13 protein-coding genes and 2 pseudogenes are annotated in these 22875 nt (G+C 63.3%); 9 read left to right on the top strand and 6 right to left on the bottom strand.

Annotated elements, in window-relative coordinates:
• Positions 1 to 54: 54 nt before the first annotated feature.
• From glcC to APZ15_RS41130, 3 genes and pseudogenes are all read left to right on the top strand, one after another.
• Complete coding sequence (gene glcC, locus APZ15_RS24680) at positions 55 to 825, top strand: transcriptional regulator GlcC (protein WP_027790226.1); 771 nt, start codon at positions 55 to 57, stop codon at positions 823 to 825.
• A 275-nt stretch (positions 826 to 1100) separates the two neighbouring features.
• A pseudogene (locus tag APZ15_RS24675) lies at positions 1101 to 1541 on the top strand (DUF6306 domain-containing protein); the annotation flags it as partial.
• A gap of 89 nt (positions 1542 to 1630) precedes the next feature.
• Positions 1631 to 2083: a hypothetical protein gene (locus APZ15_RS41130; RefSeq protein ID WP_138143398.1), complete on the top strand. Its 453-nt coding sequence runs from the start codon at positions 1631 to 1633 to the stop codon at positions 2081 to 2083.
• A 688-nt stretch (positions 2084 to 2771) separates the two neighbouring features.
• Here APZ15_RS41130 and APZ15_RS24665 read toward each other — a convergent pair.
• The 5 genes from APZ15_RS24665 to APZ15_RS24645 all read right to left on the bottom strand — a co-directional run bounded on the left by APZ15_RS24665 (position 2772) and on the right by APZ15_RS24645 (position 9164).
• Positions 2772 to 3623, bottom strand: coding sequence for a carbohydrate ABC transporter permease (locus tag APZ15_RS24665; RefSeq protein WP_027790229.1), 852 nt, complete (start codon positions 3621 to 3623; stop codon positions 2772 to 2774).
• Between the two features lie 26 nt (positions 3624 to 3649).
• The gene (locus APZ15_RS24660; RefSeq protein ID WP_027790230.1) at positions 3650 to 4618 is read right to left on the bottom strand and encodes a carbohydrate ABC transporter permease; all 969 of its coding nucleotides are present in this window, start codon (positions 4616 to 4618) and stop codon (positions 3650 to 3652) included.
• A gap of 70 nt (positions 4619 to 4688) precedes the next feature.
• Positions 4689 to 5948, bottom strand: a complete 1260-nt coding sequence (locus tag APZ15_RS24655) for an ABC transporter substrate-binding protein (protein ID WP_027790231.1) — start codon at positions 5946 to 5948, stop codon at positions 4689 to 4691.
• A 66-nt stretch (positions 5949 to 6014) separates the two neighbouring features.
• The gene (locus APZ15_RS24650) at positions 6015 to 8006 is read right to left on the bottom strand and encodes a beta-galactosidase (RefSeq protein WP_027790232.1); all 1992 of its coding nucleotides are present in this window, start codon (positions 8004 to 8006) and stop codon (positions 6015 to 6017) included.
• Between the two features lie 9 nt (positions 8007 to 8015).
• Positions 8016 to 9164 (bottom strand): ABC transporter ATP-binding protein, encoded by a 1149-nt coding sequence (locus tag APZ15_RS24645; RefSeq protein ID WP_027790233.1) that lies wholly within the window; start codon positions 9162 to 9164, stop codon positions 8016 to 8018.
• Between the two features lie 189 nt (positions 9165 to 9353).
• Here APZ15_RS24645 and APZ15_RS24640 point away from each other — a divergent pair, with 189 nt between their 5' ends.
• Positions 9354 to 10394, top strand: a complete 1041-nt coding sequence (locus tag APZ15_RS24640; protein ID WP_027790234.1) for a LacI family DNA-binding transcriptional regulator — start codon at positions 9354 to 9356, stop codon at positions 10392 to 10394.
• Between the two features lie 111 nt (positions 10395 to 10505).
• On the opposite strand, the gene APZ15_RS24635 is transcribed toward APZ15_RS24640, so the two are convergent.
• The gene (locus tag APZ15_RS24635; RefSeq protein WP_027790235.1) at positions 10506 to 11147 is read right to left on the bottom strand and encodes a GntR family transcriptional regulator; all 642 of its coding nucleotides are present in this window, start codon (positions 11145 to 11147) and stop codon (positions 10506 to 10508) included.
• A gap of 131 nt (positions 11148 to 11278) precedes the next feature.
• Here APZ15_RS24635 and APZ15_RS24630 point away from each other — a divergent pair, with 131 nt between their 5' ends.
• From APZ15_RS24630 to bcpO, 5 genes and pseudogenes are all read left to right on the top strand, one after another.
• Positions 11279 to 11755, top strand: a complete 477-nt coding sequence (locus APZ15_RS24630) for an OsmC family protein (RefSeq protein WP_027790236.1) — start codon at positions 11279 to 11281, stop codon at positions 11753 to 11755.
• A 28-nt stretch (positions 11756 to 11783) separates the two neighbouring features.
• Positions 11784 to 12056: pseudogene (locus APZ15_RS24625) on the top strand (glutathione S-transferase N-terminal domain-containing protein); the annotation flags it as partial.
• Between the two features lie 302 nt (positions 12057 to 12358).
• Entirely contained in the window at positions 12359 to 21775 is a 9417-nt protein-coding gene (bcpA, locus tag APZ15_RS24620) for a contact-dependent inhibition toxin BcpA (protein ID WP_027790237.1), read from the top strand.
• Between the two features lie 2 nt (positions 21776 to 21777).
• Entirely contained in the window at positions 21778 to 22590 is an 813-nt protein-coding gene (gene bcpI / locus APZ15_RS24615) for a contact-dependent inhibition immunity protein BcpI (RefSeq protein WP_158605821.1), read from the top strand.
• Positions 22591 to 22622: 32 nt separating this feature from the next.
• Positions 22623 to 22844 carry a CDI system lipoprotein BcpO gene (gene bcpO / locus APZ15_RS39755; protein ID WP_080982132.1) on the top strand — a complete coding sequence of 74 codons (222 nt, stop codon included), beginning with the start codon at positions 22623 to 22625 and terminating at the stop codon, positions 22842 to 22844.
• Positions 22845 to 22875: the final 31 nt, after the last annotated feature.

Raw genomic sequence — 22875 nt, 5'->3', positions numbered from 1 at the left:
TGACAAGGGTTTATGAGAAAATCGGCGACATCCGTCCAAAGTGGTCATACCAGTATGGAAATGCAGGATCGACAAGCGCCGGCGCGCAATGTCGCCGATGTCGTCGCCGAGCGGATCGAGCAATTGATCGTCGACGGCGTGCTGAAGGCCGGGCAGGCATTGCCGTCCGAACGGCGGCTGACCGAGAAGCTCGGCGTGTCGCGCACGGCCGTGCGCGAAGGGATGAAGTTGCTGCGTGCGCGCGGGATCATCGAGACGACGCACGGCAAGGGCTCGTTCGTCGCGAGCCTGACCCCGCAGCGCGAAGTCTCGCCGATGATGCACCTGCTCGGCTCGCAGCCGCGCACGCTGTACGACCTGTTCGAAGTGCGCGGGATGCTCGAGACGGAGGCCGCGCGACTGGCGGCGCTGCGCGGAACGTCTGCCGATTTCATCCTGATCAAGCGTCGCTACGACGAGATGACCGCGGCCGATGCGCAGGATCTCGACCCGGCCGCGCGCGCGAAGCTCGATCACGCGTTTCATCTCGCGATTTGCGAGGCGTCGCATAACCCGGTGCTCGTGAATACGTTGCAGTCGCTGACGGATCTGCTGCTGAGCTCGGTGTTTGCGTCGGTGAACAACCTCTATCACCGCGAGCCGTTGAAGAAGCAGATCGATCGCCAGCATGCGCGGCTCTATAACGCGGTGACCGGGCGGCTGCCCGAGCAGGCGCGCAAGGCGGCGAGCGAGCATATCCGCCAGTGCGTCGAATATCTGAGGGAGATCGAGCAGGAGGAGCAGCGGCTCGTGCGGTCGACGTTGCGGCTTGAAGGGTGGACGTGATCCCGGCTGCGCGTTGCGGCGTGTCTTGACGCGCATCACGCGCGGCGGGTCGTCTGGCAACGCGTGTCACATGGCTATGTCAGACTGTCAGCCATTCTTCGTGTGGCCTCCTGTCGTTTGCCGTGATGCGTGACGCTGTCGCGTGAGCCGTGCGTGACGGAACCACGCCGGACGAACCGGTGCGCCACGCTTCCCGAAACGGAGGACATCGCATGTCGAACCGGATCCACGATGACGGGCACGACGCCTGCCCCGCCAATGCAACGGACGATCCCGCCGATGCGCAGCGCGACGCGCTGCTCGCGTTGCTGAACGAACTGCTGGAAGCCGAGCGTGCCGGCGCGCGGGTGGCGTCGGAGACGGCGACGGAAATCGACGATCCCGAACTTCATCGGCTCGTGGCTGGTATTCGGCAGGATGAGGCGCACGGGTGTGCGGTGCTGGTCGAAGCGATTCGCTCGCTTGGTGCGACGCCGACGCATGCCACCGGGGCGCTCCATGAAAAGGCGATGGCGATCGACGATCTGGCGGAGCGGCTCGCGTTCCTGAATCGTGGCCAGCGGTGGGTCGTGCGGAAGCTGCAGGCGTTGTTGCCGACGCTTGCGCAGCCGGATATGCACCATGCGCTCACGCAAATGCTCGTGTCGCATGAGAAGAATATCGGGGCGGTGGATGCGCAGTTGAGGATCAAGGGCGGCGAGTCGGGGGCGGCATAGCTGTCTTTCAAACAAGTGCTGTAAAGCGGCCAATCGACCGCAGGCTATAGTTTTGTAAAAAATGCATATGTAGCCAATCTTTCAACCCTATGAATAACAATCGCTCTGTCTCCGCCGCCATTGGTGAATACCTCGTTCTTGGCGAGCTTTTGAAGAGAAACATTGAGGCCTATCTCGCTCATGGTGAAACGCAGAAGGGATGGGATGTAGTGATCGTAACGAACGAAAGCACGAGGCGCCTTCAAGTCAAAACTATCGATTGGCCGAATCAACTGGCGGTCAACGGAAACTTTGCAGATGGGTTCGATTATCTTGTCGTTGTGCTGCTCGATCGAAAAAATCCTCGCAGTCGATTCTTTGTGTTTGAGCATGGGGAACTTGACGCCCTTCTCTCTACGCCGAATGGAGAGAGGCGTGATGGCAAACGAACCCTGACCATGAGTCTGAAGTCCATTGAATCACGCGTAAAGCTTCACGAAGACAACTGGGAAATACTGCTACCTTCCCCGAGGGAATCGAGACAAGACGTACTACACGCCTGACCAAGGAGAGAGGTCCAACCCATCATCCGCGGGGGCGAATTGAGCCTTCCCCCTCAATAAGCGGAAGGAAAACATTGCGCCATAGCTCAAGTCAGATGCGGCGCATGAGAAGGAAAACGTGTGCGAGTCCTTTATAAACTGGCAGTTCCTCCCGCAGCAAATTCACGCGCTATGCGGGCTTACATGCAGGCGATTCTGGAAGCAACCGGGTTATTGGCAGGTGAGCGCTTCGATATTTCCCGCTTCATGGGCAACTATCGGACACATCTCGAGTCAGGCCGCCTTCTTCGTCATGGTGACGGAGCGTATTCATTGAGTGAAGAAGGTCGGCAGTATTTCATCAGCCGCCTAACCGAGGAGCCCGTAGTCAAAGGCCAACTCGTGAGTCGAGCGGAAGTAGTAGAGATGCTCAGCAAGATCACGGCAGATCAACCTGCTCCTGGGTGGTGCCCCATTGGCTAGCTAAGAAGTCATGCCCTTCAAGGCGCTCCGGCTGACGAACCTGCCTCTGCTCGCGCCGAGCTTCGGAGTTGAGAGACCGCATTTTCTTGTGGCCCTCGGCTGTTACTGGTCGAATGCAGGGTCCGTACTGCGCTTCTCGCCACAATATGGCAGCAAAAAAGCCCGCCGAAGCGGGCAACCTCTCGATGCGGAGGGGGGAGATACGAATACGCAGGGCTGCGCGCGTTCAGCCTTTGGTCGCCCCGAACGTCAGCCCCGCCACAAAATGCTTCTGCATCGCGAAGAACATCGCGACGGACGGCAACGCCGCCAGGATCGACCCGGCCGACACGAGGTTCCACGACGTCGTCCATTGCCCCTTCAACGCGGCAACCCCTGCCGTGATCGGCGCAGCCTCATCCCCTTGCGTGAGACACAGCGCCCAGAAGTAGTCATTCCACACGAACGTAAAAACGAGAATCGCCAGTGCAGCCAGCGCCGGCCGGATCAACGGCAACACGATCCGCCAGAACACCGTCCATTCCCCCGCCCCTTCGATTCGCGCCGCCTCGATCAGCTCGAACGGCAGCTGCTTGATGAAGTTGCGCAGGAACAGCGTGCAGAACCCCGTCTGGAACGCGACATGAAACAGGATCAGCGCCTCGACCGTATTGAACACACCGAGCCGCAGCGACAAGTCCCGCACCGGAATCATCAGCACCTGCACCGGCACGAAATTACCCGCGACGAACGTGCCGAACAGCGCCGTGCTCCCGCGAAACTTGTAGGTCGCAAGCGCAAAGCCCGCCATCGCCGCGAGCGCGATCGAGCCAAGCACGGACGGCACCGTGATCTGCACGCTGTTCCAGAAGTAATGCAGCATCGGCGACGTGGTCAGTGCATCGCGATAGTTCTCGATCATCGAGAAGTGCCGCGGCCAGCCCCAGTAGTGGCCTTCGACGAGTTCCTCGGTCGAGCGCACCGACGTGACGAACACCGCGATCATCGGCAGCAGCCAGATCACGAGCGCGACGGGCAGCGACAGCTTGTACAGCCGGCGCGATACCGGCTTCCATTGGGCAACGGGTGTCGGAAACATGATGAAGGCATCCCCGGAAGGTCAGGTCACTGCTCGTTGCGCAGCAGGCGGCGCAACTGGAACACGATGTAGACGAGCATGATCGCGAACAGCACGACCGCGATCGACGCGGAATAGCCGAGCCGGTAGTACTTGATCGCCTGGTCGTACATGTAATACGCAAGCACGGTCGAGCTCTCGAACGGGCCGCCGCTCGTCATCACCGAGATCAGGTCGAAGCTGCGCAGCGCACCGATCACCGTCACGACGATCGCCATGAACGTGGTCGGCCGCAGTTGTGGCAGCACCACGTGCCACAGCAGCGCGAAGCCGCGCGCGCCTTCCATGCGTGCGGCTTCGATCTGTTCCGGATTGAGCGACGTGAGGCCGGTGAGGTACAGGATCATGCAGTACGCGGTTTGCGGCCACAGCGCGGCGAACACGATGCCGAACGTCGCGTAGCGCGCGTCGCCGAGCACCGGGATGCCGTGTCCGGCGATCAGCGCGAGCAGCCCGAACGTCGGATCGTAGAACCACGAGAAGATCAGGCCGACGACCACACCCGACAGCACGAACGGCGCGAAGAACAGCGACTTCACGAGCCGGATGCCGGCGACCGCCTGGTTCAGGTACAGCGCGAGCGCGAGGCCGAGCGGCGGCGCGAGCATGAAGAGCGCGAGCCAGATCACGTTGTTGCGCAGCGCCGTGTAGAACGCCGGCGCTTGCAGCAGCTCCGCATAGTTCGCGAGACCGACGAACGTGCGCTCGGTCATCCCGTCCCAGTTGTACAGGCTCAGCCACAGCGTCGACAGGATCGGCCAGATCACATAGACGGCAACCATCGCGCAGGCCGGCGCGAGAAACAGCCACGCGGCACGCCGTTGCCGCCGCACGGCGGGCGACGGGCGGCGCGCGGGTAATGCAACCGCGGTAACCGCGGCAGGCGCGCGAGGGTGCGGCGGTTCCGGCGGCGCGGCGGGCGGCTCGAGGTGTCGGGACGAAATCGGACTGGACACGGCAGGGCTCCTGAACGAGCGAACGATGGGACAGCCGCAGCGACGGAGCACCGCCGCGCGGGTCTCGGCGTTACTTCTTGTAGATCCGCTTGCGGGTCTGTTCGAGCTGCGCGAGCACCGTATCGAGCTGCGCCGGATTTGCGAGGAACTGCTGCATGCCCTTCATCCCCTCGTCGGCCATTTCCTTCGTCATGTCGCGGTCGTAGAACTGCGCGACGCCGCCCTTCGTGTCGGCAAGGATCCGGAAGCCGATGCGCGAGACCGGGTCGGCCGGCTCGGGCGACTTGCTGTTGGCCGACAGCGAACCGAGGCCTTCCGCGAGCTTCGCGCCCATCTCGGGTGTTTCGACGAACGCGAGGAACGTGTGCGCGTCGGCCTTGTTCTTCGCCTTCGTCGGGATATGCAGCGATTCGACCGGGCCATCCTCGGCGGTCGGCACCTTCGGGTCGATGATCGGGAAGCGGTAGTAGCCCATTTCCTGCTTCACGTTCGGCGGAAAACCCGCCGCGATGAAGGTGCCCATCAGCATCATCGCGGCCTTGCCCTGGAACAGGAACGGCTGGGCGCCGTCGAGATCGTAGGACAGCGCGTTGTCGATGAAGTAGCCCGCGTCGATCAGCGACTTCCACGTCGTGTAGACCTTCTTCACGCGCGGGTCGGTGTACGGCACGTCGCCCGCCATCAGCTGCTGGTGGAACGCGTTGCCGTTCAGGCGCAGGTCGAGATAGTCGAACCAGCCGGCGAGCGTCCACGCGTCGCGGCCGCCGAGCGCGACCGGCGTGATGCCGGCCGCCTTCAGCTTCTTGCATGCGTCGAGAAACTGGTCCCACGTCTTCGGCTCGTCGGCGATGCCGACCTTGCGGAACAGGTCCTTGCGGTAGAACAGCCCCCACGAGTAGTAGACGGTCGGTGCCGCGTACTGCTTGCCGTTGTACGACGATGCGTCGCGCGTCGATGCATACATCGCGCCCCAGCCGTTCTTCGCCCAGTCGCCGCTCAGGTCCTCGAACAGCCCGCGCTTCGCGTAGTACGCCATCCGCTCGCCGGCGTGCCAGTTCACGACGTCCGGCGCGACGGTCGTGAGCCAGGCGGGGAGCTGCACCTTGTACGCTTCCTCGTCGACGAAGGTCGCCTTCACGTCGATGTCGGGATGCGCCTTGTGGAACGCGTCGAGCGTCGATTGCCAGACCGCGCGCTGGCTGGCGCCCTTGAACGCGATGTTGATCGTCAGCGTGCCGGCATCGGCGGGCGCCGTCGTGCCGAGCGATGCCAGTGCGACAGCGGCGGCCGTGGCGAGCCGGGCGGCGAAGCGAAGGGGGCGATGTGTCATGCGTGTCTCCATTCCTGTGTGTCGTCTTGTGCGTGACCGGCGCATCGCGGCGCCGGTGTCGGGGTGCTACGAACGGCTTCGATACACGGCCACGTCTTGCGGCCCGACTTGCGCACTGCCGAGCACGAACGCCGACGGCGGTACCGCGTCGATCGTGTGCGGCGTGTCGCCATAGTTGAAAACGTAAGTCAGGCCGCCGCGCCGGCTCACGCGCACGCCGTCGCCGAGCGGCGTCGGCGTGAGGCCGGCTTCGGCCGCGACATCGGCGAACAGCCGGGCGGTGGTCGCGTCGTCGAACAGCGCGGCCCAGTAGTGCAGCGTGCCGTGCGACACGCAGGCCGGGTGACCGTCGGCGAAGCGCGCGCGCACGACGCCGCGCGTGTCGTCGTGAAGCTCGACGAAGTCGCGCCAGTGGCGCGCATGGCCCGCGAGCGGCGCACCGTCGCACAGCGTGCCGTCGATCCGCTCGGTCACGTTCGGCCGCAGCGATTCGACGCGCCATACGCGCACCGGCAGGATCGACGCGAGCGGGCCGGGCGGCAGCGTCGGCGGAATCTGGAGGTCGACGGTCTTCGAGCCGGTGCGCGGCCCAAACACGGCGTGCGCGCCCGAGGCCGCGAGCCGCGCGGCGAAATCGTCCGGGACGACCGGCAGCGGCGGCACGACGACGAGCCGGTAGCCGTCGAGCGGCGCATGCGCGGAAACGATGTCGGCGTCGAGGCCGAGCGAACGCAGCGCCGCGTAGTACTCGAACGCGAAGCGCGGGTAGTGGAAATCGGCGCCTTGCGGCTGCACTTCGAACAGCCACTTCGCTTCGTAGTCGAACACGAGCGCGACGGGGGCACGCACCGCGCCGCTCGGGTCGGCATCGGCACCTGCGTCGCGTACGACCGCGATCTCGCGCGCGACGCGCTGCGCCTCGCGGCCGCCTTCGTCGAGCCGGTTGTCCGGCGTATTGAGACCCGCATGCATCTGCTCCTGCGCGAACGGCGCCTGACGCCAGCGGAAGTACGACACGCAACCGGCGCCGTGCGCGAACGCCTCCCAGCTCCACAGGCGCACCATGCCCGGCAGCGGCGCGGGGTTCCACTGCGCCCAGTTCACGGGGCCCGGCTGCTGCTCCATCACCCAGAACGGCAGCTTCGACATGCCGCGATAGAGGTCGTGATTGAACGACGCGAAATCGGGATGGCCGGTGCGCAGCCAGCGCGCCTTCACGTCGGGCGCGAACCATTGCTCCTCGAGCGCGCCAAGCGGATAGCTGTCCCACGTCGCGACGTCGAGGTCGCGCGCCAGTTCGTAATGGTCGAACTCGGTGAACAGCTGCATGAAGTTGTGCGCGACGGGCCGGCCCGGCGAGTGCGCGCGGATCACGTCGATCTGCATCCGGTGATAGCGCGCGACTTCGTCCGACGCGAAGCGCCGGTAGTCGAGGCGATGCGACGGGTGCGCTTCGGTGACGGTGCCGACGGGCGCATCGACCTCGTCGAAATGGCGATACTCCATGCTCCAGAACACGGTTCCCCACGCGCGGTTCAGCGCGTCGATCGTGCCGTAGCGCGCCTTCAGCCACGCACGGAATCGCACGAGCGCGGCCGGCGAATAGCTGACGACGGTCTGGTGGCAGCCCAGCTCGTTGTCGGTCTGCCAGTAGCGCACGGCCGGGTGCCGGCCGTAGCGCTCGGCGACCGCCGTGCAGATCTGGCGCGACGCCTCGAGATAGGTCGGCGACGAGAAGTCGTAGTGGCGGCGCGAGCCGAACGCGCGCGGCCGGCCGTCGGCGCCGATCGCGAGGATGTCCGGATGGCGGTCGACCAGCCATTTCGGCGGCGTCGCGGTCGGCGTGCACATCACGATCTCGAGGCCGGCCGCACCGAGCACGTCGACCGCCCGATCGAGCCAGCCCCAGTCGTATTCGCCGGGCGACGGCTCGATACGGCTCCACGCGAATTCGGCGATCCGCACCTGCTCGATGCCGAGCGCTTTCATCCTGCGGGCATCGTCGGCCCACATCGATTCCGGCCAGTGTTCCGGGTAGTAACAGACTCCGAGGCGCATGCCCGATCCTTATGCGTAGTGGTGAACGTGGACGTCGGCGCACGCGGGCACCGCGCGGCCGTCTTCGGTGAAGAGATGGCAGGCCGCGGCCGGCGCATGCACGTGCACGCGCTCGCCGGTACGCACCTGCGCGTCGCCGGGCACTTTCGCGATCAGCGCGTGGCCGCCGGGCTGGTCGAGGTGCACGTAGGTCTGTTCGCCCAGGCGTTCGACGAGCGCGACGTCGCGTGCGAGTGTCGTGGCGTCGTGCGCGGCGCCGAGCGTCAGGTGTTCGGGGCGAATGCCGAGCGTCACGGCGGCACCGGCGTCGAGCGCCGAGCCGTCGCGCGGCAGCGTGAAGGTTTCGCCGGACGGCGTGAGCGTGACGGCCGTGCGACGGGCATCGCACGCCGTGACGACGGCCGGCAGGAAGTTCATCCGCGGCGAGCCGATGAAGCCCGCGACGAAGCGGCTGGCCGGGTGGTGGTAGAGGTCGAGCGGCGCCCCGACCTGCGCGATGCTGCCGTGCTGCGCGGTGTCGGCGCCGGCGTGCAGCAGCACGATCTTGTCGGCGAGCGTCATCGCTTCGGTCTGGTCGTGCGTCACGTAGACGACGCTCGCGCGTTCGAACTGCCGGTGCAGCCGCGCGATCTCGATGCGGGTCTGGCCGCGCAGCGCGGCGTCGAGATTCGACAGCGGCTCGTCGAACAGGAACACGCCGGGCTCGCGCACGATCGCACGGCCGATCGCGACGCGCTGCCGCTGGCCGCCCGACAGCGCCTTCGGCTTGCGTTCGAGCAGCGTGTCGAGCTGCAGGATGCGCGCGGCATCGCGCACTTTCCGGTCGATCTCGGCTTTCGGCACGCGCGCGAGCTTCAGCCCGAACGCCATGTTCTCGTAGACCGTCATGTGCGGAAACAGCGCGTAGCTCTGGAACACCATCGCGACGCCGCGCTCGGCGGCCGGCACGTCGTCGACGCGGCGGCCGTCGATCGACAGCTCGCCCGCGCTCAGGTCCTCGAGCCCGGCGATCAACCGCAGCAACGTCGACTTCCCGCATCCGGACGGCCCGAGGAACACGCAGAACTCGTGCGCGCCGATCTCCAGATCGACGTCGCGAATGACCGGTGCGTGATCGCCGTAGGCTTTCTGCACGCGCCGCATCGAGATGCTCGCCATTGTCTCCGCTCCATGTTTTAATGCGCCATCGTCGTTGATTAAGCGCTTAATCATCGCGATCAAAAAAAGAGGCGATGCGATCGCGGCCGAGTCGCGCCCGTCGGTCGGGCGGCAGGGTGTGCGGCGATAGTGCGCCGCTTCGGTAAGCGAAGCAAATACTGGATAGACGTCTCATATAGTGAGCAACCGATGGCAACCCTGGATGAAGTGGCGCGCCGCGCCGGCGTGACGGCCGCGACCGTGTCGAACGTGCTGCGCGAGCGCGGCCGGGTCGGCGAGGCGACGCGTGCGCGGGTGCTGGAAGCCGTGGAGGCGCTCGGGTATCGGCCGCATCTCGCGGCGCGTGCGCTGGCGGAAGGGCGCGCGCCGACGGTCGCGCTGATGGTGTCGAGCATCGCGAACCCGTTCTACCCGGAGTTCGCGCTGGCGGTCGAGCGCGCGGTGCGCCGCAACGGACAGTTCCTGATCGTCTGCAATACGAATGAAGATCCGATGCAGGGGCGCGCGTATCTCGACCAGATTGCCGGCACGATCTCCGAAGGGATTCTCGTGACCAACGCGAACCTGCATCTGCCCGATCTGCTCGACGTGGCGGCGCGCGGTGTGCCGGTCGTGCTGTGCCTGTGGGAGCGGCCGGAGGCGCCGCCAGACGGATTGCCGTGCGTGGCGATCGATTTTAGGGAGGCGGGGCGGATCGCGACGCGGCACTTGCTCGAGCTGGGCCACGAGCGGATCGGCGTGATCGTCGGCGGGTCGGCGAGCGGCGTTCAGGCGGCGCGCTACGACGGCTTCGTCGACGTGATGCGTGAAGCCGGGCTCGATGCGTCGATCGTCGCGGCGGAACCCGATTCGATCGAAGGCGGCGTGCGCGCGGCGGGGCGGCTGCTCGACGCGCATCCGCGGCTGACCGCGCTGGTCGCGACCAACGACCTGCCGGCGATCGGGGCGATGCATGCGGCGGCCGATCGCGGCAGGCGCGTGCCGGACGATCTGTCGATCGTCGGGATCACCGACATTCACCTGGCCAGCGACACGCGCCCCACGCTGACGACCGTTGCGATCCCGACTGCCGAGGCCGCCGGGCTCGCGGTCGAATTGCTCAATGCGCTACGCGACGCGGGCGAGCGCAGCAGCGCTGCGTCGCGCGTGCGGATCGCGTCGCTGCCGAAACTGGTGGTGCGCGGGACGACCGGCCGCGCGCCCGGCGGGAGCGCGCAGCGGTCGATTTGATGTATCGATGTGTTGAATGTCGCGACGGAGGGTGCCGCCGCGATCGGCGCGACCCGACAAGACCGGCCCGGCCCGCGCGCGGTGCAGCAGGCGGCACACGCAGCGCCGGTTTCAGTCGCCTTCGACGAGCCCCATCACGATGCGCCTGGCCGATTCGAGATGCGCGACCGTCATCGACCGAGCGGCACGCGCATTGCGCTCGCGGCACGCCTGCAGGATCTCCTCGTGCTCGACCTGGAACGACGGCGTATCGGCGAGCAGCGTGCCCTGCAGGCGCTCGTACCGTTCGACCTGGCTGCGCAGCTCCGCGATCGTTTGCAATTGCCGTGCGTTGCCGCAGCACGAATACAGCAACGCATGGAATTCGCGGTTCAGTTCGCCCTGCCGGCGCGGCACGGCCGTATCGCCGAGCAGGCGATGGACGAGTTCGGCACGCGCGAGCGTCTCGTCGTCGAGCCGCTTCACGCTTCGGTAGATCGCGTCGCCTTCGAGCAGCACGCGCAGGTCGTAGATTTCCTGCACGTCCGATGCGCCCAGCATGCGCACGACGGCGCCGCGATTCCTGAAGATGTCCAGCAACCCTTCGCGCTCCAGGCGCTGGATCGCCTCGCGCATCGGAATCCGGCTGATGCCGAACCGGTCGGCGAGGTCGCGCTCGACGAGCCGTTCGCCCGCTTCGAACTCGCCGTTGATGATCATGTCGCGCAACGAGGCGGCGACCGCGTCCGCCGTGGAATCGAGTTTGGCTTCCATGCCTGTGTGTTCCGTCAATTTGGAATAATGGTATACCAAACGAAAATCCGGTGCCAAAATGGCGGACGCAGGCGGGCTCCGTACGACGAAATCCTGCCCGGTCGAAGCAACCCACATCAATGGAGAGCGAGATGGCATCTGGTGAACACAAGTATCGCGTCGCGGTCGCGTGGACGGGCAATCGCGGCACCGGCACGTCGGGGTATCGCGAGTACGGCCGCGATCACGTGATCCGGGCCGGTTCCAAGCCGGATATTCCCGGTTCATCGGACCCGGCGTTTCGAGGCGACGCGTCGCGCTGGAACCCCGAAGACCTGCTGCTGGCGTCGGCATCGGCGTGTCACAAGCTCTGGTACCTGCACCTGTGCTCCGAAGCGGGCATTCGCGTGCTCGCTTATGTCGACGATGCGGAAGGCACGATGGTCGACCGTGACGAGCCGGGCCGCTTCACGGAAATCGTGCTGCGCCCGCACGTGACCATTCAGGCGGGCGACGATCGCGAGCGGGCGGAACATCTGCATCATGATGCGCACGCGAAGTGCTATATCGCGAACTCGGTCAATTTTCCGATCCGCTGCGAACCCACGATCGAATTTGCCGCAGCGTGACGCCGACACCCGCCGGACGAAATCGACGATGAAGCTTTTCTACTACCCCGGCAACGCCAGCATGGCGCCGCACTTCGTGCTCGAGGAAATCGGCCAGCCGTTCGAGCTTGAATACGTCGACCGCACGCACGATCGACACAAGTCGCCGGACTACCTCGCGCTCAATCCGAACGGGCTCATTCCGGTACTGATCGACGGCGACCTGGTGCTGTATGAAACCTCCGCGATCTGCCTGCCTCTCGCCGATACGCATCCGGAGCAGCGTCTTGCGCCCGACCTCTGCACGCCGGAACGGGCTCAGTAGTTACCGCAGCGACTCGTGCGCCCGGCGATCCAGCTCGCGATGAAATTCGATTCGCCGTTGTTCCGGAGTGCGTACAGGTGGATATACGAAAGGTCCGCTTGAAATCGGTCTGGTCTGGCCGACGGATTCCTTGAGAAACCGATTGGGGATGTCCGATTCCACGTCAATCAGACGAGACTGAAATTCGAAATTTGTGTTTCTCCGTCAACAACTTGGCAATATTTGACAGTCATTCTTCGATGTTTCAGTAAGCTCGCGTTCAATAACCAAACGAACGGACGCGGGCCGCGTCGACCAGAATGAATAAGAATGCGCACCGCCTGGTGTTTTCCAGGCTTCGGGGTATGGTGGTGGCCGTCGCGGAGACAGCGACAGCTGAAGGGAAATCCGCAACAGGCGAAGCTCGCGCGCGGCGGCGGTCGTCGACGTCCGGCGCTCGCGTCCTGGTGGCGGGCGTCGCCGCGCTCGGCATGCTGCCCACCCTCTCCGGTGCGCAGATCGTCCCGACGCCCGGCACCAGCACGCAGGTGATCCAGACGCCGAACGGCTTGCCGCAAGTCAACGTGGCGCGTCCCTCGAGCGCGGGCGTATCGGTCAACACCTACAACCAGTTCGACGTACAGAAGGCCGGCGCGATCCTGAACAACTCGGCCACGATGGTTCAGACCCAGCAGGCGGGCTGGATCAACGGCAACCCGAATTACGGCGCAGGCCAGGCCGCGCGGATCATCGTCAACCAAGTCAACAGCCCGAACCCCTCTCAAATTCGGGGCGCTTTGGAGATCGCAGGCGCTCGCGCCGAGCTGGTCATCGCTAACCCGTCCGGGATTTTCGTGGACGGTGGAACCTTCCTGAATACCAGCCGCGCAACCTTGACGACCGGCGTGCCGTACTACGGCGCCGACGGTTCACTCGCCGGTTATAACGTTAACCGCGGGCTCGTAACCGTGTCAGGCGCCGGCCTGAACGCAACCGGTACCGATCAGGTTGACCTTATCGCCCGTGCCGTACAGGTGAATGCAGCGGTCTATGCGAAGAACCTGAACGTGATCGCCGGGGCGGCCCAAGTCAACCACGACACGCTTGCCGCGACGCCGATCGCCGGCGACGGCCCCGCTCCGGCGGTCGCGATCGACGTGAGCCAGTTGGGCGGAATGTATAGCAATAGGATCTTCCTCGCATCGAATGAATTCGGCGTGGGGGTGGCCAACGCCGGTACGATCGCTGCGCAGGCGGGTGATCTCACATTGCAGTCGAACGGCCGACTTGTGCTGACGGGCAAGACGACCGCGAGTGGCAACCTCGCGCTGTCGGCGGCCGGCGGCATTCAGAACAACGGCACGACGTACGCGCAGCAATCGCTATCGGCCAGCACAAGCGCCGACCTCACGAATAGCGGCACGTTCGCTGCGCAGCAGAACACGACCGTGAACGTCGGCAGCGTCAATTCGACCGGCACGCTCGGCGCGGGTGTGAACAACGACGGTTCCGTCGCGCACAGCGGCGACCTGAATCTGACGGCGTCGGGCCAGCTCACCGCGACCGGCCAGAATGTGGCGGGCGGTAACGCGTCGCTGACGGGCGGCAGCGTGAATCTCGCCGGCAGCCAGACGGCCGCAAACGGCAATCTGTCGCTGAACGCGACGGCCGGCGACGTGAATCTCGCAAATGCGACGACGAGCGCACAAGGCGCCATTCAGGCGAATGCTTCCGGCACGGTGATCAACGATCACGGCAGCTTGTCGAGTGGCGGCAGCACGACGCTGACCGGCGGCAACCTGTCGAACCAAGGCGGCAAGGTCTCGTCGCAAGGCCCGCTGTCGGTCAACGTGGCCGGCCAGATCGCCAACCGGTCTGGCGAGATGGTGTCCGAAAGTACGGCGGAGGTGCGTGGTGGCGCCATCGCAAACAACCAGGGCACCGTTCAAAGCGCGGCCGGGATGACGGTGGCCGGCGCGTCGCTGGACAACACGGCCGGCCGGATCACGTCGCTTAACGGCGACGGCCTGTCGGTGATGACCACCGGTCAACTGACCAATGCGGCGGGCACGACCGCGAACGGCGCGCACGGCGGCGTTATCGGCGGCAACGGCGATGTGTCGGTCCAAGGCGCAAACGTTGTCAATCGCGGCGTGATCACCTCCAATACGAATCTGCGGGTATCGGGCCAGTCGGTCGACAACGGCAGCGGCACGCTGCAGGCCGCGCAAAAGGTGGTTGTCGACGCAGGCGTGCGCCTGGTCAACAACGGCGGCTCGATCGTCGGTCTGACGGCCGCGCTGACGGGCACGACCCTCGACAATAGCGCGGGTGCCGTACAGGCCAACCAGGTGTCGTTGAACGCGACCGACCTCGTGAACCATGGCGGTACGATCACGCAGACCGGCGCCAGCGCGATGAACGTGAACGTGTCGGGCACGCTCGACAACTCGAATGCCGGCACGCTGCAAACCAACAGCACCGACCTGGCGCTCACCCCCACCGCACTCGTGAATGACGGCGGCACGATCACGCATGCCGGCAACGGCACACTGACGCTCGGAGGCGGCTCGGGCTCGATATCGAACGTAGGCGGTTCGATCGCGAGCAACGGACGCGTCGCCGCCCAAACCGGCGCGCTAAACAACGCGGCGGGCTCGATCAACGCGCAGAGCGGGCTGACGGCAACCGTTGCCGGCACGCTGAACAATGCAAGCGGCAAGCTGTTGTCGAATACGGATTTGAGCGTCACCAGTGGCATGCTGACGAACGATGGCGGCCAGATCGGTGCGGGCACGAACGCGGCAATCCACTCAGGCTCGATGACGAACCAGAACGGTTCGATCGTCGCGCCGAACCTGTCGATCGCGGCCGACTCGACGCTCGACAACAGCGGCGGCAAGCTCGAGGCCAATCAGATTGCGCTCACGGCAGAAAACCTCGTCAACCACGGCGGCACGATTACGCAGTATGGGTCGTCAACGATGGGCATGAATGTCAGCGGCACGCTCGACAACTCGGCCGCTGGCGTGATCCAGACCAACAGCACGGATCTGACGCTCAAGCCCGCCGAGCTGAACAACGCAGGTGGCAACATCACACATGCCGGCACGGGCACGCTGACGATCGCACCGGGCAATGGCTCGAGCGCGCTGAACAACGCGTCGGGCACCATCGTGACGAAGGGACAAGCCATCGTCAACGCGGCCGCCTGGAACAATGCGAGCGGTATCCTCGCCGCGCAACGCGGCATCAATGCGACCATCGCAGGCGATGTGAACAACGCGCAGGGCCTGCTGCGATCGGACGCGTCGCTGTCGTTGAAGAGCGGCGGTGCCTTGTCGAACCAAGGTGGCCACGTCCAGGCCGGACAATCTACTGCTGATGACACCAGCACACTCGACATTCAATCGGCTTCGATCGACAACGCGGACGGCGCCATTGTCGACCTCGGTGCTGGCAAGATGACGGTGCAAGGCGACAACCAGATCGCGAACAGTCATGCCGGCGGTGTGTCGGGCATGGGTGCGATTACCGGTAACGGCGACGTGACGGTCAGCGCGGCATCGATCAGCAATACGCAGGGCGGTCAGCTCAGTGGTGCATCGCTGCATGTCCAGGGGAACTCGCTCGACAACAGTGGCGGCATCATCGGTAACGTCACGAATTCGAACGGCAACGTGAACGTCACGACGACCGGCGCGGTCACGAACACGAACGGCCAGATCGGCTCGACGCACGACCTGTCGGTCGCAGCGGCCACGTTGCAAGGTGGCGGCACATACAGCGCGGCGCACGACGCCAACGTGAACCTGCAGGGCGACTACACGGCGGCATCCGACACGCAGTTCAACGTCGGTCACGATCTCGCCTTCACGCTGCCCGGCACCTTTACGAACAACGCGAGCCTGCAGTCGGTCAACAACCTGAGCGTCAATGCGGGCAACATCGTCAACGCGGGCGCCCTGACGGCCGGCGGCTTGCTGCGTACGCAGTCGACCGATCTGACCAACACGGGGGCGCTGGTCGGCGCCAGCGTATCGCTCAACGCGACGAATACGATCTCGAACCTTGGACCGACCGCGTTGATCGGCGGATCGGACAGCAACGGTATGCTCGAAATCCTCGCGCATGACATCGAAAACCGCGACGACACGACGGCCACCGACTCGATGGCGACGACGGCCATCTTCGGCATGGGCAAGGTCGTGCTGGCAGGAGGCAAGGACGCAAACGGCAATTACACGAACGCCGCGCTGGTCAACAACGTGTCCGCGCTGATTCAGTCCGAAGGCGATATGGAATTGCATGCGGACAAATTGACGAGCACGCGCCGCGTGATGAAGACCTCGACGAGTTCGATCGATCCATCGCTGCTCGGCCAGTTCGGTATTCCGATCAGCGGCCGTACTGGCCAGGTCGGCGTGAAGGATCCGTACAGCATCGGCGGCGTCTACACCGAGCCGCCTCACGGCGGTCAGTGGAACAGCACGTATCAGTTCACGACCTACTATGCGGACAGCGCGACGGCGACGGCTGTAACGGACATCAGCCCGGCTGCCCAGATCGTGTCGGGCGGCAAGATCGACGCCTCTTCGGTCGGTACGCTGCAAAACTACTGGAGCAACATCGCGGCGGTCGGCGACATCAAGATGCCAGCCCGCTACGATGCCGACGGCTGGGCGGCGTCCGGTCAGAAACTGCCGGGCGTGTCGGTTTCCTACTCGGGGCAATATCACTACAACAATTACGATAATTCCGAATATGACTGGAAGCTTCCGTTCGGCAATGCGCCGTTTGTCGGCTCTCGGCCGGGTGGCTACACGCAGGCGGCGCCAGCATCGATCAAAGACTACAAGCTGCCGCGTTACGATGCGACGTTGAATTCGAACGGCACGATTTCCGGTACTGGAGTGAGTGTCAACAACTCGGCGGGCAACGCATCGATCCCGTCGCTCGGCCTGCTGCCGGGACAGTCGGTGCCGGGTCTCACGCCTACCAATCTGAGTGGGAACGCGAGCGGTGCGAAATCGGGGGCGTCGTCCGTGCACGGCGGTGCGCCCGCGCCGGTCGACCCGATCATCGCCAGCGCGACGGCGCTGAACGTGCTGAACAATCTCGCCATTCCGCAGGGCGGATTGTTCAAGCCGACTACCGCGCCGAACGCGAGCTATGTGATCGAGACGAACCCTGCGTTCACGAACCAGAAGAATTTCATTTCGAGCGACTACTTCTTCGGCCAGCTCGGCGTCGATCTCACGCATATTCCGAAGCGACTCGGTGACGGCTTCTACGAGCAGCAGCTCGTGCGCAACGAAGTCACGTCGTTGACCGGCAAGGCGGTACTCGGGCCGTACGCCGACCTGGAGACGATGTACCAGTCGTTGATGGCGGCCGGTGCGAGCCTGTCGAAGTCGCTCGATCTTCCGATCGGCGCGAGCCTGTCTGCCGATCAGGTATCGAAGCTGACCAGCAACGTAATCATGATGGAAACGCGTGTGGTCGACGGTCAGTCGGTGTTGGTGCCCGTCGTGTATCTCGCGAAGGCCAGCCAGCAGAACATCGACGGCCCGCTGATCAGCGCAACGAACATCGATTTCCAGAACGCGCAGTCGTTCACGAACAGTGGCACGATCAAGGCGGACAACACGCTGGCAATCCAGGGCAAGCAGATCGACAACGCATTCGGCGCGCTGCAAAGCGGTGGGCTGATGTCTCTGAAGACAGAGAACAACATCGATCTGACGTCGGCGAACGTGAAGGCGGGCAGCCTTCAGCTTGATGCCGGCAAGGACTTGATTCTCGACACGGCGACGAAGACGAATGCGCGCGTGAGTCGGGACGGCGCGACGAGCGTGGTGACGACGCTCGGGCCCATTGCCAAACTGGATGTCGCGGGCAACGCGTCGATCGTCACCGGCGGCAACTTCCAGCAGAACGCGGGCAACCTGTCGGTCGGCGGCAACCTCGGGATGAACGTCGGCGGCAACTGGGATCTCGGCGCGGTGCAGACGGGCGAGCACAAGATCGTGCAGCGGGCGAACGGTGTGTCGAACACCGACATCAACAAGGTCACCGGCAGTTCGGTGACGGTTGGTGGGCAGTCGAGCATCGGCGTGGGCGGTGATTTGACGGCCAAGGGCGCGCAGATCGACCTCGGCCAGGGCGGCACGATCGCCGCCAAGGGCGATGTGACGCTCGGCGCGGCGAGCGCGACGTCGACGGTCAACAGCAACAGTTCAGGCAGTGATAGTCACGGCAGCTACGCGGAAACGCTGCACACGTCCGATCAGGCACTGTCCGGGACGACGCTCAAGGGCGGCGATACCGTTACGTTGGCGTCAGGCAAGGATCTTACAATCAGCGGTAGCACGATCAGCCTGGATAAGGGTAATGCGAACCTGATGGCGGCCGGCGATGTGAATATCGGCGCCGCAACCGAAACGCACGAGCTGAATTCGCACGAAACGCACAGCCATAGCAATGTTGTCAGCGGAGCAAAGATCGCGAGCGGGATCGACCAGACGGCGACCTATAGCCAAGGCAGCACGGTGTCGGCCGACGGCGTCAACATCGTCAGCAACCGCGACATCAACGTGACGGGCAGCAACGTCGTTGGTACGAACGACGTCACCTTGCAGGCGAAGCGCGACGTCAACGTCACGACCTCACAAGACACGACTCAATCGTCCAGCTACTTCGACAAGAAGGAGTCGGGTCTGCTCACGAACGGTGGTTTGTCTGTGACGGTGGGCTCACGCTCGGCCGCGCGGCAAGACCAAAGCAGTTCCGTGACGAACAAAGGGAGTGTGATCGGGTCATCGCAGGGCAATGTGACGATCCAGGCAGGGAAGGATGCGTCGATTACGGGCAGTACGGTTGTTGCGGGCCAGGATGTCGGCATCACGGCACAGAACGTGACCGTAAATGCCGCATACGATACCTACAAGGACGCGCAGTCTCAGAAGTTCAGCCAATCGGGTTTGAGCGTCGGATTGGGTGGCGGCCTGGTCGGACTCGGACAGTCGATGGCAGGCGCGGTCCGCCAAGGCCAGCAGTCGGGTGACTCGCGTCTCGTGGCAGTGCAGGCGGTGGCGGCGGCCGAGCAGGCTTACCAGAACCGCGGCGGGATCAAGGACGCGGCCAATGCACTGTCGAACGGCAACGTAAGCGAGGCTGCCAAGGGTGTTCAGGTACAGCTCAGCATCGGATCGAGCCATAGCAGCAGCAATGCGACGACATCGATCTCGAGCGCGAAAGGTTCGTCGATCATCGGCAACGGCAACGTCTCCATTACCGCGACCGGCACGCCGGACGCGAACGGAAATGTTCAGGCAGGTACCGGCAACATCGCGATGACCGGAGCGTCGGTACTCGGCAAGAATGTTGCTCTCGACGCCAACAACGCGGTCACGCTGCAAAGCGCGCAGAGCACCGATCAGAGCACGAGCTCGAACAGTTCGACCGGCTGGAATGCGGGCGTCGCGATCGGCGTGGGCAAGAACACGGGCATCAGCGTCTTTGCGAATGGCTCGAACTCGCACGGCCAGGGCAACGGCGACAGCGTCACGCAAACCAACACGACGGTGGCGGCCGGCAACTCGCTGACGATGAAGTCGGGCGGCGACGCGACGCTGTCGGGCGCCAAGGTGTCTGGCGACAAGGTCAAGGTAGATGTCGGCGGAGACTTGACGATGACGAGCCTTCAGGATACGTCGAACTACAGCAGCAACCAGCACAACACGGGCGTCAGTGGCAGCTTTACGTTCGGCTATGGTGGTGGCGTCGACGCGTCGATCGGCCATACCAGTATCGACGCGAACTATGCGTCGGCGAACCAGCAAACCGGCATCGTGGCAGGCAATGGAGGGTTCGAAGTCAACGTGACGGGCCATACGCAGCTCAACGGCGCGCAGATCGCGAGCGCGGCGCCGGCCGACAACAATACGCTGACGACCAGCAGCCTCGGATTTACCGACATCCAGAACAAGATGTCGTATTCGGGCTCGTCGGAAGGTTTTTCGACGTCGGGTGGGCCGAACTTTGCGCAGACGGGTGACAGCGCGAGTGGTGTCACGCATGCTGCGGTGAGCCCGGCGAAGATTGTCGTGAAATCGGATGAGCAGAACGGCACGGACAGCACGTCCGGCCTGTCGCGTGACACGGCGAACGCGAACCAGACGGTGGAGAACACGTTTAACCTGCAGAAGGTCCAGAACAATATGGCCTTCGCCCAGGCGTTCGGCAAGGTCGCGACTTTCGCGGTAGCGGAAGCGGCGACGCAGCTGGAAAACAGCAGCCCGCAGATGAAGGCGCTGTTCGGCGAAGGCGGGGCAGGTCGTGACGCGCTGCACGCCGCAGTGGCGGCGATCGGGGCGGCGCTGTCGGGCGGGAACGTTGGTGGTGCCGTCGCGGGTTCTTTGGCCGGAGACGTGTTGCAGTCTCTGGCGCAGCCGATCATCGATCAGACGGTGAGCCAGCTGCCGCTGAGCGCGCAATCGGCGGCGCGGAACGCGCTGAACGAGATCGTGGCGACGGCAGGCGGAGCGGCGGCTGGCGCTGTCGCGGGTGGCGGGTCATCCGGCGCGCTGGCCGGTGCAGGATCAGCCATCAACAACGAGCTTTACAATCGACAGCTTCACGTAGAAGAGGTGAAGGTCGTCGAGCAGCTCGCGAAGGAAAAGGCGCAAGCGGTATGCCGTGGCGACGCGAGTTGCGTTGCGAAGGCAACGACCTACTGGACCGACATGCTTGAGCGCGCGGCGAAGGGAATGGTCGACGACACCGCCAACAAGGAAAACATGGCGTACCTTCAGACGCTGATCCAGACGGCGAACAATCCGACCAGCGAAGGCGCAATGGGCGGGCTGAGCTCCTACCTGGCGAACCTTCAGACCGCGCAAGATATGTTGTCGCAGTATATGGGCAAGCCGATTCTGGTCCGCGGCACGCCGATCATCTCCGCCGGTTCGGCTCAGACGTATTTCAGTGCGACACCGGAGCAACGTTCCAATCAAAGCCTCAATGCCATTTTGGGCTCGCTGCCTGGCTCAATCGTGCCGGGTGCGAGCCAACGTGATCAGAATCGAGTGGATTCCTTCGCGACGCAAAACGGCTCCGTGAAACCCGATTACACGATCGAGGAAACAGTCATCGGCGGTATCCTTACCAACAAAATCGCGTCGACGGCCGCGCGCGTGGGCGAGTCGATTGATGTTTGGTTGGCGGGGCCGGTGAATCCGACGGGCAAAGGGTTCATCAGCACCGGCAAGATGACGATGGAGAGCATGCCGGTGAAATTGAATACCGCAGAACAAGGCGTGCTGTCACAACTCGACCAGCTGCCGTCCAAGGATTTGCAGGGACAGGCCCGTGAATATGTGGCGAACAACTACTTCGTACGGAATGGCTTTACGCCGCTTGATGGGAAGTGTGGGGCCAATTGCTTTGACGGCGTCTACATCAAGGGCGACACTGTCTACGTCAATGAAGTAAAGCCGTTGAACAAATCTGGCTCGATTGACTTAAATCCTGAAAACCCGGCGACCGGACTTCCGACTCAGCAAACGGATACTTGGGTGGAATACGCCATTAAACGTCTGAAAGACACCGAGGACCCGCAATTCGTTAACACGGCAACTGTTATAGAACAAGCCATGAAAAAAGGAAAGCTAGTGAAGTTGGTTTCCGGAGTTGACTCCAATGGAATGGTTATTGTAAAGATTCCCCGGAATTAACCATGACAAATCGAACAGCATTGGATAAATTGGCGAATTTTGTTCAAATTGAGAGAGATGGAATTCCCGAGCTTGTTCATGATGTGATATATCGACGAAATAAAGTTCGCCTTGGCATTGTTTACAATGCATTGGCAAGTCGTGCGCGAGCACAGGCAGTTTTTGATTATTTTTCCGATAGAAATATCGCTGCTAGCAAGCAAAATTTTTATCTATCGTCAAAATTTTCCATAGCGAGTTGCGATTTGGATGGAGGTGCTAGTTTCACCACAGGACTTGAGATGCTCTGTGCGATCTTGTCTGATAATGAAAGTGTTATTGAGGCAGTGGCACGGATGGAAACGTCAGCGCTGTTGAATGGAAGAAATGATCCAAAATCGGCGGCGGCGTTTCAATACAGATTCCAGCTCGCGATCATGGGTAAGGATCAGGAGTTGGAGGCGTGTATCGAGGAGGTGAGAAAAAAGGGAACCAAAGCTGATCGACAGGCCATTTCAAATGGTGAGTATTTTTTCTCATTGCTTCTAGCTCGCGATGCCGCAGGGTTAAGGGCGTTGATCGAAAAGCGGCACGCAAACGTCAAATGCGTTTGGCCGGATTTGGAGAACTTCATCTCATACCTTGGGACGCTTGAGACAAAAATTTGCTGGCGACGTGGCATCCAAATTGAAATTGACCATCCGCTGGTGCCAATGGAGCTGATGCCCGTCAAGCCACTCGATCACTACGATGACGTCTACGACTTTCTGAAGCCGGGGTGGGTGCCGCCTCCGCAGGGACTGATTGGCCGCGTTTCCCGGTGGTTTAAGACGTGATCGGCGCACATCGCACTCGCTTTGAGGCAACGATGAAGAAATGCAAATGGCCCGTAGCCCTAGCGTTTGTCATGTCGACGCTTCTCGCTGCATGCGAGACCGTGCCACCTGATGCACCTCCGCGTCCTCCACCGAAGCCGGAAATGGAGCCCGTGTTGCCGTCGTGGTCGAGCACGATCTGGGTCATGGGCTTCTGGAAATGGAGCGGTACCGAATGGGTTTGGATTCCGGGACATTTAGCACCCAAACCATAAAATCGATCGAACAACGCCACTTCTATGACAA

This window comes from Burkholderia cepacia ATCC 25416 (assembly GCF_001411495.1).
In the GTDB taxonomy this organism is placed as follows: Bacteria; Pseudomonadota; Gammaproteobacteria; order Burkholderiales; family Burkholderiaceae; genus Burkholderia; species Burkholderia cepacia.
Note: the sequence above shows the minus strand (reverse complement) of the source record. Positions and strands in the feature narration are given on the sequence as shown.